This is a genomic window from Planococcus citreus (genome assembly GCF_003664125.1).
GTDB lineage: Bacteria > Bacillota > Bacilli > Bacillales_A > Planococcaceae > Planococcus > Planococcus citreus.
Genome location: NZ_RCCP01000005.1, coordinates 56,620 through 70,277, shown reverse-complemented (window position 1 = coordinate 70,277; position 13,658 = coordinate 56,620). Strand labels below are relative to the sequence as shown.

General features: G+C 50.2%; 16 protein-coding genes. 1 reads left to right on the top strand and 15 read right to left on the bottom strand.

Annotated elements, in window-relative coordinates:
• Positions 1-82: 82 nt before the first annotated feature.
• Entirely contained in the window at positions 83-694 is a 612-nt protein-coding gene (gene clpP / locus DFR62_RS14595) for an ATP-dependent Clp endopeptidase proteolytic subunit ClpP (protein WP_121301056.1), read from the top strand.
• 64 nt (positions 695-758) lie between these two features.
• Here clpP and DFR62_RS14590 read toward each other — a convergent pair whose 3' ends face one another.
• From DFR62_RS14590 to DFR62_RS14520, 15 genes are all read right to left on the bottom strand, one after another.
• Positions 759-1,016 (bottom strand): HPr family phosphocarrier protein, encoded by a 258-nt coding sequence (locus DFR62_RS14590; RefSeq protein ID WP_058381251.1) that lies wholly within the window; start codon positions 1,014-1,016, stop codon positions 759-761.
• Positions 1,017-1,073: 57 nt separating this feature from the next.
• A complete protein-coding gene (gene whiA / locus DFR62_RS14585) occupies positions 1,074-2,024 on the bottom strand; it encodes a DNA-binding protein WhiA (RefSeq protein WP_058381252.1) in 951 nt (316 codons plus the stop codon).
• Positions 2,025-2,045: 21 nt separating this feature from the next.
• Entirely contained in the window at positions 2,046-3,041 is a 996-nt protein-coding gene (locus tag DFR62_RS14580) for a gluconeogenesis factor YvcK family protein (RefSeq protein WP_121301055.1), read from the bottom strand.
• 4 nt (positions 3,042-3,045) lie between these two features.
• Positions 3,046-3,927: an RNase adapter RapZ gene (gene rapZ, locus DFR62_RS14575; protein WP_058381254.1), complete on the bottom strand. Its 882-nt coding sequence runs from the start codon at positions 3,925-3,927 to the stop codon at positions 3,046-3,048.
• The gene (locus DFR62_RS14570) at positions 3,920-4,405 is read right to left on the bottom strand and encodes an NUDIX domain-containing protein (protein ID WP_121301054.1); all 486 of its coding nucleotides are present in this window, start codon (positions 4,403-4,405) and stop codon (positions 3,920-3,922) included. Before DFR62_RS14570 ends, rapZ begins: the two co-directional genes overlap by 8 nt.
• A 206-nt stretch (positions 4,406-4,611) precedes the next feature.
• On the bottom strand, positions 4,612-5,571 hold the full coding sequence (trxB, locus tag DFR62_RS14565; protein WP_058381256.1) for a thioredoxin-disulfide reductase: 960 nt from the start codon (positions 5,569-5,571) through the stop codon (positions 4,612-4,614).
• A gap of 67 nt (positions 5,572-5,638) precedes the next feature.
• Positions 5,639-7,165, bottom strand: coding sequence for a tetratricopeptide repeat protein (locus DFR62_RS14560; RefSeq protein WP_338324962.1), 1,527 nt, complete (start codon positions 7,163-7,165; stop codon positions 5,639-5,641).
• Positions 7,166-7,250: 85 nt separating this feature from the next.
• Entirely contained in the window at positions 7,251-7,874 is a 624-nt protein-coding gene (gene hisIE, locus DFR62_RS14555) for a bifunctional phosphoribosyl-AMP cyclohydrolase/phosphoribosyl-ATP diphosphatase HisIE (protein WP_121301052.1), read from the bottom strand.
• Complete coding sequence (gene hisF, locus DFR62_RS14550) at positions 7,871-8,623, bottom strand: imidazole glycerol phosphate synthase subunit HisF (protein ID WP_121301051.1); 753 nt, start codon at positions 8,621-8,623, stop codon at positions 7,871-7,873. The genes hisIE and hisF overlap by 4 nt, the downstream gene beginning before the upstream one ends.
• The gene (hisA, locus tag DFR62_RS14545) at positions 8,617-9,345 is read right to left on the bottom strand and encodes a 1-(5-phosphoribosyl)-5-[(5-phosphoribosylamino)methylideneamino]imidazole-4-carboxamide isomerase (protein WP_121301050.1); all 729 of its coding nucleotides are present in this window, start codon (positions 9,343-9,345) and stop codon (positions 8,617-8,619) included. Before hisA ends, hisF begins: the two co-directional genes overlap by 7 nt.
• Positions 9,338-9,967, bottom strand: a complete 630-nt coding sequence (hisH, locus tag DFR62_RS14540) for an imidazole glycerol phosphate synthase subunit HisH (RefSeq protein ID WP_121301049.1) — start codon at positions 9,965-9,967, stop codon at positions 9,338-9,340. Before hisH ends, hisA begins: the two co-directional genes overlap by 8 nt.
• Positions 9,964-10,551 carry an imidazoleglycerol-phosphate dehydratase HisB gene (gene hisB, locus DFR62_RS14535; protein ID WP_249222073.1) on the bottom strand — a complete coding sequence of 196 codons (588 nt, stop codon included), beginning with the start codon at positions 10,549-10,551 and terminating at the stop codon, positions 9,964-9,966. Before hisB ends, hisH begins: the two co-directional genes overlap by 4 nt.
• Positions 10,548-11,831, bottom strand: coding sequence for a histidinol dehydrogenase (hisD, locus tag DFR62_RS14530; protein ID WP_121301048.1), 1,284 nt, complete (start codon positions 11,829-11,831; stop codon positions 10,548-10,550). Before hisD ends, hisB begins: the two co-directional genes overlap by 4 nt.
• Positions 11,828-12,454, bottom strand: a complete 627-nt coding sequence (gene hisG / locus DFR62_RS14525; RefSeq protein ID WP_101189964.1) for an ATP phosphoribosyltransferase — start codon at positions 12,452-12,454, stop codon at positions 11,828-11,830. Before hisG ends, hisD begins: the two co-directional genes overlap by 4 nt.
• Complete coding sequence (locus tag DFR62_RS14520) at positions 12,447-13,610, bottom strand: ATP phosphoribosyltransferase regulatory subunit (protein ID WP_121301047.1); 1,164 nt, start codon at positions 13,608-13,610, stop codon at positions 12,447-12,449. The genes hisG and DFR62_RS14520 overlap by 8 nt, the downstream gene beginning before the upstream one ends.
• Between the last annotated feature and the right edge of the window lie 48 nt (positions 13,611-13,658).

Genomic DNA, 13,658 nt, shown 5'->3' with positions numbered 1-13,658 from the left:
ATTGACCATGATGTGTATGATGAATGTACGGCTGAACAGTGTTTCAGTAGCACTTACATTTACCCGAAGGAGGAAATTATCCATGAATTTAATCCCTACAGTAATCGAACAGACAAGCAGAGGCGAACGCGCATACGATATCTATTCACGCCTATTGAAAGACCGCGTCATCATGCTCGGCAGCGGAATCGATGACAACGTCGCCAACTCCATCGTCGCGCAATTGCTATTCCTTGAAGCTGAAGATCCGGAAAAAGACATTTCCATCTACATCAACAGCCCAGGCGGCAGCATCACGGCCGGCATGGCGATCTACGATGTTATGCAATTTATCAAGCCAGATGTCCAAACAGTGTGCATCGGCATGGCTGCATCCATGGGTGCTTTCCTTCTCGCAGCCGGCACAAAAGGCAAACGCTATGCATTGCCAAACGCTGAAGTCATGATCCACCAACCACTTGGCGGAGCTCAAGGGCAAGCGACTGAAATTGAAATCGCCGCGAAACGCATCCTGTTCTTGCGCGAGAAATTGAACCAAATTCTATCTGAACGTACTGGCCAGCCGCTTGAAGTGATTTCACGCGATACAGACCGTGATAACTTCATGACTGCAGAACGTGCACTGGAATACGGTCTGATCGACCAAATCATCACCCGCAACAAATTGCCGGAAAACCACGAAAAAGAAGATTAAGTTACACAAAAAGAGCTGTCCCGCTTACGGGGCAGCTCTTTTTTGGTGCTTAATGCGCTTGGCTTTAAGCTTCTTTATCGATCAATTGCGCCAGCGCATCGACGGCTGATTCTTCGTCAGCGCCGTCGGCTGAAATCGTGACGTTCGTGCCTTTGCTGACAGCTAGGCTCATGATGCCCATGATGCTCTTGGCATTGACTTTCTTGTCGCCTTTTTCCAAATAGACATCCGAACTATAGCGGTTGGCTTCCTGTACGAACAATGCGGCCTGCCTCGCTTGTAATCCTGATTTCAATTGCACTTCCACTTGTTTTTCTACCATGCATATCCTCCTCCGAAAACTTGACTCTCACGCAATCTATAGAAAAGAGCAGCCCGTTTAACGGCTGATCGTTTCGCCTTTTCTTAACGACTCGGCAATCTCATCGATTTTCCGGAGCCTGTGGTTGACGCCTGACTTGCTCACTTTTCCTGTCGATACCATCTCGCCGAGTTCTTTCAGTGTGACATCCTGGTACTCCACACGCAAGCGGGCTATCTCTTTCAGGCGGTCCGGCAATTGGTCGATTCCGATTACTTGGTCGATAAAGCGGATGTTTTCAATTTGCCGCAGCGCCGCATCGATCGTTTTATTCAAATTGGCCGTTTCGCAATTGACTAAGCGATTGACGCTATTACGCATATCGCGGAGAATGCGGACATCCTCGAATTTCAATAGCGCTGAATGGGCACCTGTCAGGCTGAGGAAATCGGAAATTTTCTCAGCTTCCTTCAAATAGGTCACAAACCCTTTTTTCCGTTCAATCATTTTCGCGTTCAACTGGAAATGGTTCATCAGGATGACCAGCGCTTCAGCGTGGTCTTTATAGGAAGAATACACTTCCAAATGATAAGAGGACGTTTCGGGATTGTTGACCGACCCTCCGGCCAAAAAGGCACCGCGTAAATAAGAGCGCTTGCAGCACGTCGTCGAGATCAACTCAGGCGAGATATCCTGTTGGAACTGAAAGCCTTCCGACAAGATCAACAAATCCTCAAGCACGAATTTCGCGCCTTCCCGTAAGCGGCATATATAGACATTATTCTTTTTCAAACGCATTTTTTTACGGACCAAGAGTTCCACTGGATACGCTTTGTAGAAGCGCTTGAGCAAAGTATAGATCCTTCTCGCGATGGCTGCGTTTTCCGTTTGGATATCCAGGCTCAGCTGGCGGTTGGAAAATGACAGCGTACCGTTCATGCGGATCATCGCCGACAGCTCTGCCTTGCCGCAGCAATCGTCTACTTCAATCTGGGTCATTTCTTTTTTTGTTTCTGATGCAAAAGACAATTACGCCCCCCCTTTCAAGCTTTAGGAATACCGGCGCTGCGATGGTTCCTGTGATTCGCTGCTGGTGTATTCAAAAAGCCATTTCGCCACTTTCATCGGTTCATGCCGGACGGCTTCCCCGAAAATATTCGCAATGTCATGGCGATATACTTCAAGCCCCATATTTCTCAGGCGTTCTTCATCGTATTCTACCGGCCATGCTTTTTCTTTTTTGTATCTTTCAGCCACTCCTTGCGGCATTTGGACTTTATCGATCAGAATGGCATCGAGAAAGTTCACGCCTACATGGTCGTAAAGGGCTTTCACATGATCTGAAGCCGTATAGCCGTAAGTTTCACCCGCTTGGGTCATCAGGTTGCAAATGTATATTTTCCTTGCCTTCGCTTCGAGCAGCGCTTTTTTGATATCCTTCACGAGCAAATTCGGCAAAATGCTCGTGTACAAGGAACCCGGCCCAATGACGATGACATCCGCAGATTGAATCGCCTGTATGGTATCCGGCAATGTCTTGACGCCGGCAGGTTCGAGGAATACACGCTTGATCGGCTGCAGATAGGCGGGGATTTTGGACTCGCCTTTGATGATGGTTCCATCTTCAAGCTCTGCGTTCAATGTGACCAATTGATTGGCGGCAGGCAAAACCGTGCCGTTGACGTTCAAAACACGGCTCATTTCCCGGACCGCGTGTGAAAAATCGCCTGTCAAATCAGTCAATGCCGCAAGCATCAGATTGCCCAATGAATGCCCTTCCAAATCAAGCGAATGCTTGAAGCGGTATTGGAACATTTCAGCCACCAATGGTTCGGCATCCGACAGCGCAGCCATGACGTTGCGGATGTCTCCTGGCGGCGGGATATCCAAGTCATCGCGCAAACGCCCGGAGCTTCCACCGTCATCTGCCACTGTCACAATTGCCGTCAAGTCGAGCGGAAAAGTTTTTAAGCCCCTCAGCAAAGTGGACAGACCGGTTCCGCCCCCGATGATTACGACTCGTTTTTGCTGGAGACTTTTTTCCATATGCTCAGCCCTTTCTGATTTTCACATCTCTATGCGTAATGCTGACTTTGTTGTTTTTCGATAGGTATTTCCCGAAATACTCGGCAAGCGTCACGGATCGATGCTGGCCGCCTGTGCAGCCAAAAGCAATGACCAATTGTGCTTTGCCTTCTTGTTTGTACTGGGGAATCATGAAATCGAATAAATCCTCAAGCTTACTCACCAACGTCTGCGTTTCCTGCCACTTCAAGACATAATCGGAAACCGGCTGATCCAAGCCCGATTGCGGATTCAATTCTTCTATATAATAAGGATTCGGCAAAAAACGCACATCGAACACCAGGTCGGCGTCAATCGGCATGCCATGCTTAAAGCCGAAAGACATCAAATTGACCGTAAAGACATTGCTCGTTTTCGAAGCGAAATCCGACGTGATTTTCTCCTTCAGCTGGCGCGGGCTCATTTCTGACGTGTTATACATATAATGGGCCCGTCCTTGCAAGTCTTTCAGCATATCCCGTTCTTTTTTGATGCCGCCAAGCACAAGTCCGCCCGGCGATAATGGGTGGGAACGGCGTGTTTCTTTATAACGGCTGACGAGCGTCTGGTTTTCCGCATCGAGAAACAGGATCGTGATCGCCACTTCCGGTTCTTTGGAGAGGTCATCGATTGCATCGACGAGGCTGGCGAAAAAATCGCCGCCGCGAAGGTCCATGACTGCTGCGACGCGCTTCATCGATTTGCCCGAATCCCGCATCAATTTGATGAATGTCGGGAGGAGTGCCGGTGGAAGATTATCGATCGTGAAAAAACCGAGGTCTTCAAAACTTTGGATCGCCACTGTCTTGCCCGCACCGGACATGCCGGTGATAATGATCAATTCGGTTTCTTCGATATGCTTATCCATGCTGGCGGTTCACCTCTTCAGTCGATGATTGGATGTTCTCTTCTAGCAGTTCGAACTCTGGCGTATAATAGAAGGTCCCGTATTGGACCCCTTCCTGATAAGCCGCAAACAATAGGTTTGTCCGGTCCCCTTCCGCCATCGGCAGGGTATGCAGACTTTCTACTGGATGCCATTCGAGAATCCCTTCACGCGTTTCTTCGAATGGGATCCCGCGGAACTGTGTCGCCCGGAACGTGAATAGCATCCATTCATCCACTGTCTGTCCGCCTTCTTGGATCATCATGGTGTAGACGCCCTTCAAGTGAACGCCCAACGGCTCTGTATCCGTTTCTTCCCTGAACTCACGGATGGCCGCTTCATAAATCGATTCACCGCTTTCCATTTTGCCGCCAGGAGCTACGTACCAATCCCTGCGCGGCTTTTTCATCAATAATACTTTGCCATTCTCTATTAGCAATAAATTCGCGATTCGCTGCACATTTGCCACTCCGCATCTAATATAAACTATTTTCATTATACATCTATCCTGGCGTGTCATGCAAAAGAATGCAAAAAAAGAGGCCACTCCCCGGACAATCCGGAAAGCAGCCTGTCAAAAATAACTATATAAAAAGGGGGTTGATTTACATTACTTACTATACCTCTTTTGCATGACAATGCTGTTACAAAGGGATTAAGAAAGCGTTAAGCTTGCGCTTTTGAAGCAATTTTTTCGGCAAGCTCTTCTACGTAATGCTGGACGCTTTGCGCGGCGATGCTGCCGTCGCCAGTCGCAGTGACGACTTGGCGCAAAGTTTTGTCCCGCACATCGCCTGCCGCGAAGATTCCCGGCACCGAAGTTTGCATTTCTTCATTTGTTTCGATGTAACCTAGGTCATTCAGGATACCCAGTGATTCAAATGGTTTTGTCAATGGCAGCATGCCGATGTAGATGAACACGCCGTCCGCTTCGAATTCCCGTTCGGAATCGTCTTTTGTCGATACCAAGGTAACGCTGCCGACCTTGCCGTCTTTATCGTGGATTTCTTTTACAGTGTGGCTCCAGATAAAGTCGATCTTATCGTTGGCAAATGCGCGGTCTTGGAGGATTTTCTGCGCGCGCAATTCATCTCTGCGGTGGACGATTGTCACTTTATCCGCGAAGCGTGTCAAATAGACTCCTTCTTCTACGGCAGAATCCCCGCCGCCGACAACGACCAGTTCTTTGCCTTTAAAGAATGCGCCATCGCACACTGCGCAATAGCTGACGCCGCGTCCGCCCAGTTCGTTTTCGCCTGGAATGCCCATTTTCTTATACTCGGCTCCAGTCGTCAAAATGATGGCACGGGCTTTGTATTCTTTCGATCCGGCTTTGACGGTTTTGAATTCATCGCCGTCGATAATTTCGGTTACGTCGCCGTAAGCGTACTCGGCTCCGAATTTTTTTGCATGTTCAAACATTTTCGTGGACAAATCAGGACCGAGAATATGGTCGAATCCTGGATAGTTTTCAATTTCTTCGGTATTGGCCATCTGTCCGCCAGGGATCCCGCGCTCAAGCATGAGCGTCGAAAGGTTCGCTCGGGACGTATAGACGGCTGCTGTCATGCCAGCCGGCCCTGCACCAATAATTAATACATCATAAATATTTGTTGTTTCTGTCATCATAGGCCCTCCTCGTTATCAATAGCTAAATCGTAAAGCAATAAACTGTCGCCTTCAACTTTTATGCCTAGTCCTTGAAATTCGGCAAAAACCCGCTTAATTCATCGACATATTTGGCCATTGTGGCAGCAGATGTGCCGAATTTTGCAGCGACTGCTTTTTTTGTTGTTTCCCGTTTTTCTGCCGCTTCAACCATATAGCTGACAGCAGCGGCAAGTGCTGCGGGATTGCGGAACGCATATTGCGCAGCAAAAGCCTGTTCTGCTAGCATGAACCACAATTGGAAAATGCCGTCATTTTCGCGGTCGACCATTCCTTTTTGGTAATACAAGCGCTCCGCTGTTTCCATCGCACGCAAAAAGGCTTTTTCTTCTTTGACCGATTCGCGGAATGGATGGCCGAGCGCGTAGCCGAGCATATAGGTTTCCAAAACCGATGGCTGCTCTGATTTCAGCCAATTCGGATGCGAGATGATTTCCTGCTTATGGGAAGATTTCCCAAGCAGGAACAAACCGTAAATCCGCTCGCTTAAATGGGGGTGGTCAAGTTTACGGATGAGAAAATCACGATCATGTTCAAGCGCATCCGCATGCGGCATCACCGCCTGCTCTCCCCACGGTTCATACCCTTCTTTTGCCGGATCCATCCGCTTCAATTGCTCCCATGCATATTTGGCAGTTTCTTCATGGCCCGAATGATACGCGGCATGCGACAGCCAGAAGTAAAACGCCGGGTCTCCATCAAATCCGCGTTTTTGGAGGCTTTTCAGCCAGCGGTAGGCTTCTTTATATTTGCCGACCAAAGCGAAGGTCGCGCCCAGTTTATAGCGATGTTCAAAGACATAGGGCTGGATCTTTTTCAGCAAGCTGAGGATATCGTCCAATTCATCATTTTTCTCATAATAATGGAACACTGCTAAATTGCATAAGGCGTGCAGGTTGCCGGTATTTCTGCGAAGCACTTCGTGAAGAAGCGATTTCGCCATTTCCGTTTCCCCGACATAAAAATACGCCAGCGCCAGGTTATTATAGGCCCCCCAGAAATCCGGCTTTTCTTCGATGACTTCTTCCAATAACTCGATCGCCTCCGGAAACTTGCCTTGTTCCATCAACCGGCGCGCTTTTTCCTGCAAATAATAATACTCGCTGTTATGGGCTTCGCCTTCATCATCGAACAACTGCCAGTCTTCCTGTTCGGCAAAATCGATGATTTCCATCGCTTCCGCCGCGTAGCTCCCTCGGGTATCCTTTTCGAGATAAGCCTTGGCATATTTCCGGGCATCAAAAAACAAGCCCAGATGTGCATGGACTTCAGCTAAAAAGAATAAAATATTCGGTTCTTCCGGATCGAGCTTATGGGCAGTGCGCAATTCATCCATCGCCAGCTCGAATTCCTGCCGCTCCATCAGCACCACTCCGTAATGCATGAGGATAAGCGGATCATCCGGAGTCAGTTCTTTCGCCCGCTGCAAATACTTATACGCTTTATCATATTGTTCGCGCTGCAGCTCCTTGAGTGCTTTTTGATAGTAAAATTCCCCTGTCGGAATGAATGATACGACATTATCGAAATTTTTTCTTTTGTTTTTCTCCAAAATATGCCTCCGTAACAGGAAAAGGAACGATCGAAATCGTTCCTATCCCTAAATGTGCTGTTATTATAGCATATTTCCCTATTATTTACTTGTCCTTTTTCGCGGCGTGGCGTTCTTCGAGCACGCCCGTCACTTCTTTAAAATCGACTTTCTGTTCTTGGAGAAGCACGAGGAGATGGTATAGCAAGTCTGCGCTTTCCGTTGCCAGTTCACGCGCATCGCGGTTTTTCGCAGCGATGATGACTTCTGCCGCTTCTTCCCCGACTTTCTTGCAGATCTTATCGACGCCTTCTTCAAATAGATACGTCGTATAAGCGCCTTCCGGCATATCCGTTTCGCGTTGTTTGATTAACGCGCTGAGCTCTGTAATCATATCTGATGCTGAAGCAGCACGTTCCCCTGCCAATGTTTCATGGAAACAGCTTGTCTCTCCTGTATGGCAGGCCGGGCCATTCGGGATCACTTCATAAATCAAGGAATCGCCGTCGCAATCAATCTGTACGGACTGGACGGTCTGTGTATTGCCGCTGGTCGCGCCTTTATTCCAAAGTTCTTGGCGGCTTCTTGAATACAGCCAAGTTTCTTTCGTGTCGATCGTGCGCTTGACCGCTTCTTCATTGGCATAGGCCAAAGTCAGCACTTGTTTTGTAGTTGCATCTTGTAATATGACGGGCACTAACCCGTTTTCGTCGTATTTCACATTTGTCACCGGATATTCACTCCTTCTCGCTGCAGATACTGTTTCACTTCTCTGACGCTCGTTTCTTTATAATGGAAGATCGATGCCGCAAGTGCTGCATCCGCATCTGACTGTTCGAATACTTCCTTGAAATGCTCACGATTTCCTGCACCGCCACTTGCGATGACAGGCACTTCGACGGCGTCACGCACCGCCTTCGTGAGTTCGACATCGAATCCGTCTTTCTGGCCATCGCTGTCCATGCTGGTCAAAAGCAACTCCCCAGCCCCTAAAGCGACCGCTTTTTTCGCCCATTCGATCGCATCCCATTCGGTTCGGTTGCGGCCTCCATGCGTGTAGACGTCCCAGCTGTCCCCGTTTCTTTTCGCGTCGATGGCGACGACGATGCACTGCGACCCGAAGAAATCCGCGCCTTCTTTGATCAATTCCGGCCGGTCGAGCGCTGCCGTATTCAAGGAGACTTTATCCGCCCCTGCACGCAGCATGCGTTTCATATCATCTAGCGTCCGGATGCCCCCGCCCACAGTAAAAGGAATCGATAGTTCAGTGGCGACAATGCGCACCACTTCAACCATCGTCTCTTTGCCTTCGTGTGAAGCAGAGATGTCTAGGAAGACCAATTCATCTGCGCCTTGTTCATCATAAAATTTAGCAAGTTCCACAGGATCTCCCGCATCCCGAAGTTCCACAAAGCTCACGCCTTTGACGACGCGCCCTTCTTTAACGTCGAGGCACGGGATGATGCGTTTTGTCAGCATGACAGCGCCTCCTTGAGGGTGAAGCGGTTTTCATACAAAGCTTTGCCGATGATCAAGCCGGCAATTGGGCTGTCGGCAGCCGCTTGCTTGACTTTTTTTACGTCATCGAGCGTTCCGATGCCGCCCGATACGATGACTTGCGAAGCGTCATCGGCGACGAGCTTGCGGTTAGCGTCGATATTTGGGCCGGCAAGCGTGCCGTCCGTCGAAATATCGGTATAGATGAAATGCTTCGCCCCTTTTGAAGCAAAATAAGCGGCCACTTCAGATGCCGGCTTATGGGATGTTTCGATCCATCCCTCTGTCGCCGCCATGCCGTCTTTCGCATCGATGCCGATGACGATCCGCTCTGCACCGAACTCTTCGATAAAGGACGCGACCAGTTCCGGCTCCCGAACGGCCAAGCTTCCGATGATGACCCGTGCAACGCCATTCGATAAATAATGGTTGATGTCTTCACGGCTGCGGATGCCGCCGCCTACTTGGATGTTGGCATTGAGCTTTGCCGCTTCGATGACCATTTGATCGTTGATGCGGCTGCCGTCTTTCGCGCCGTCCAAATCGACCATATGGATCCATTTAGCCCCGGCTTCCACAAAACTTTTTGCCATTTCAACGGGCGAATCCGCATAGACCGTCTCCTGCCCATAATCGCCTTGGAACAAGCGGACACATTTTCCGCCCCTCAAGTCGATCGCCGGATAAATTTGAAATTCACTCATGGAAATCCCCCCTGACATTTGCAATCCACTGCGCCAATAAATAATGCCCGAACTCGCCCGATTTTTCCGGATGGAATTGCATCCCCGTAATCAATCCGCCGCCGACAACCCCCGGCACTTCAAGCCCGCCGTATTCGGCAGTCGCGAAGACTTCTGCACGATCCGTCTCCGTCGCCAAAAATGAGTGGACAAAATAAACATGTGTATCTTCCAGTACATCTTCAAGCCAGTACGGCTGTTGCGTGAAGTTCAGGCGGTTCCATCCCATATGCGGAATGCGGTAAGCGCCTTTTGGAAAGCGCCGGATATGGCCTTTCAATAAACCAAGCCCATTGACCGGCCTGCCTTCTTCACTATCTTCATATAATAATTGCATGCCGAGGCAAATCCCGAGCAACGGAATCTTCTGCTCCGGAAGCGAACGGATGAATTCGGCTAAGCCTTTCTCCTCCAGGCGCTTCATGGCATCCGGAAAAGCGCCGACACCCGGAAGCAAAATCGCATCCGCTTCCGCCAAGACTTGTGCATCGTCTGAGGTGATGACGGTGCATTCCAGTTTTTTCAATGCCTGTTCGACGCTGAATAAATTGCCCATGCCGTAATCAATGATGCCAACAATCATGTTAAAAGCCCCTTTGTCGACGGGACGCCTTCTACACGCGGGTCGATCATCGTCGCGTCATCGAGCGCGCGGGCAAGCGCCTTGAAGACCGCTTCGATAATGTGGTGCGTATTGCGTCCGTAATGGACGATGACGTGGACGTTCATGCGTGATTCCAACGCAAACTTCCATAGGAATTCATGGACCAGCTCCGTATCGAATGCGCCGACTTTGGCGTTCGGGATATCTCCCCGGAATTCCAGGTGAGGGCGGTTCGAGCAATCGATGACCACTTGCGCGAGCGCATCATCCATCGGCACAAAGGCGTTGCCGTAGCGGCGCAAGCCTTTTTTATCGCCTAAAGCTTCAAGCACTGCCTGGCCAAGGACGATCCCGATGTCTTCCGTCGTGTGATGATCGTCGATATGGGTATCGCCGTTTGCGTGGATGCGCCCGTCGAACTGGCCATGCTTGATGAAAAGATCCAGCATATGGTCCATGAATGGCACCCCTGTATTGATATCCGCCTGCCCTTTTCCATCGAGTGAGAAGCTGACGGCAATTTCCGTTTCATTGGTTTTTCGCGTAATGTCCGATTTCCTCATGATTGACTCTCCTTTTTCCAAGCGCGCGATTCGACTGCACGTGCGTGTGCTTCGAGGCCTTCCAGCCGTGCGAGCCTTGCAATTTTTTCTTGGTTTTCACGCCATGCCTGCTCGCTGTAATGGACGATGCTCGTCCGTTTAACAAAATCATAGACGGACAAAGCGCTTGAAAAGCGCGCCGTGCTATTGGTCGGCAAGACATGGTTCGTGCCGGCAAAATAATCGCCGATCGGTTCCGATGAATAACGGCCGATAAAAATCGCGCCGGCGTGATCGATTTGTTCCGCTACCGCTTCCGCATCTTCTGTCATGATCTCCAAATGCTCTGGAGCCAATTGGTTGGCAGCACGAATCAAATCAGCGCGGCTGTCCGCCACATAAATGGCGCCGTGGTCACGGATCGACGCCGCGGCAATCGCTTCGCGCGGCAAAGTGGCCAATTGGCTTTTCACTTGCGTTGCGACTTGTTCGGCAAACGCACGGCTCTCTGTCAATAATACAGCACTTGCCAGTGGATCGTGCTCTGCTTGGGATAATAAATCCGCCGCCACTTCATCCGCATATGCGCTGTCATCGGCAATGATGGCAATTTCACTCGGACCTGCGATCATGTCGATCGCGACGTCTCCGTTCACTTCGCGTTTTGCGAGCGCTACGAAAATATTGCCGGGTCCCGTAATCTTATCGACCGGTTGGATCGATTCCGTGCCGTAAGCGAGCGCCGCGATTGCTTGTGCCCCGCCAGTTTTATATAGTTCTTCAATGCCAAGGATATGCGCTGCAACAAGAACGCCGTCCGACAAATTCCCTTCGCTATCAGGCGGTGATACAACGACGATGCGCCCGACTCCGGCGACTTGTGCCGGAATGACGTTCATCAAGACGGAGGATGGATAGGCCGCTGTGCCGCCTGGAACATACAATCCAGCAGATTCGATCGCTGTGACACGCTGCGCGACATACGACCCGTCCGCCCGGTCTTGGCGATAGCCTTGTTGCTGTTGGCCTTCATGATAGCTTCGGATATTATCCGCAGCTTCTGTCAGGTCGGCAAGCAATTGGGGATCGAAACGCTTCGCTGCTTGTTGGATTTCTTCTGGCGTCACCTTTAATGCGGACAACTCCGCTTTGTCCCATTTTTTTGCAAAGCGGTACAATGCTGCATCGCCTTCTGTACGCGCCGCTTGAATGATTTCTTTTACCGCTTGCAATTGCTGTTCTGTGCCATCGGCTAATTGGCGCCGAATCGACAACTCGTCTGTCAGGCGCTGAATGTTCATCGTTCCACCTGCTCCCGCAGTTTATCGACCAATTCTGTAATGCGCTGTTGTTTCAAGCGGTAGCTTACCGGGTTTGCAATGAGGCGCGACGTGATGTCCGCAATCTTCTCATATTCCACCAAGCCATTGTCTTTCAATGTGCGGCCGGTCGATACGATGTCCACGATGCGGTCGGACAAGCCGATCAGCGGCGCCAATTCGATCGAGCCGTTCAATTCGATGATTTCGACTTGCTCGCCTTTGCTGCGGTAATAATGAGAAGCCACCGCTGGATATTTCGTCGCAATGCGCGGCGTCACTTCGTCCATTTCCGTATCCGGCAATCCGGCAGTCGCGATATAGCATGCACTGATGCCGAGGTCCAATAATTCGTGTACGTCTCTATCGTGCTCGAGCAAGACGTCTTTTCCGGCAATGCCGATATCCGCTACCCCGTGCTCGACATAAGTCGGCACATCCATAGGCTTCGCCAGAATAAAGCGGAATTTTTCATTCGGCGCTTCGACGATCAGCTTGCGCGAGTCGTCGAGCTCTTTCGGTAGGTCATATCCCGCACCGACTAATAGTTCATAGGCTTCTTCAAAGATTCTGCCCTTTGGCATGGCAATCGTCAATTCATCCATTGTGCAGCTCCTCCCCTCTGATTACTTCGGTGAACAAGGCAGTGAATGGCTCCAGCGCTTTAACGGCCGGTGCATACTGCAAGGTCACTCGTTTTCCTGAATTTCTTAATTGTTGTGCTTTATCGAATGCATATTGCTCGTTTTGTTCATCGAATAAGATCAATGTGTGCGGTTGCTCCGCTTTTTCAGGTGTCACCGATTCCAGCAAACGATCGACCCGCAACCCGAATCCGGTCGCGCCGACCTGCAAGCCGAACTGCTCCATCAAGCCGTCATAGCGCCCGCCGCTGCCGAGTGGAAATCCACTGCCGGCTCCGTAGAACTCGAACACCAATCCTGTGTAATAGGTCATGTGGCTGCTGAAGGAAATATCGAAAGTGACTGCATCCCCGAGTCCATTGCGTCCAAGCAATTGTTCAAGGCGCTCCATGTCGCGGTAAAGCTCGCGTTGTTCTTCGTTTTCTTCGTTGATCCACTGTTTCCAATCAGCTACTGTTGTTGCCTGCATCAATTTCAGGAACGATGCCAGTTTGCCTTCAGGGATCGGCAGCTCTTTTGCCAATTGTTCGACCCCTACACCGTTCTTCGCGACAAACAGTTCACGCACTTTGCCGCTTTGTTCCGCATCCAACCCGAAATCTGCCAATATCAGTTCAAGCAGCCTCGTGTGGCCGATGACGGTGCGTGCAGAACCAACGTCCAATTCCTTCAGAATATCCCAAGCCAGGCTGATCACTTCCGCATCCGCATAAAGGGAATCGTCGCCAATCAACTCGACGCCCATCTGCTCGAATTCTGCAGGACGCCCGCCTTCGCGCTTTTGCGCACGGAACACATTGGAATAATAGCCGAGGCGGATCGGCATTTTTTCGCGCAATAATTTCGATGCCGCAACCCGTGCGATCGGGGATGTCATATCCGGCCGCAAGACGAGCGTCTTACCTTGGCTGTCGAGCAGCTTGAATAACGCGTCATCTGAAATCGCGGAGATCTTCCCGATCGTTTCGTAGTATTCCAAAGTCGGCGTTTGCAGCAGTTCATACCCTGCCCGCTCGATTAATTGAGTGCCTTGTTTTCTCAAATCTGCTTTTTGCTTTGCAATTAAAGGAAAATCGTCACGCATGCCTAATGGTTTTTCAAACATTTCGATGGTCATCGTTGAACACTTCCTATTATCGGTTATTTCACTTTAGTTCGCTAGAGT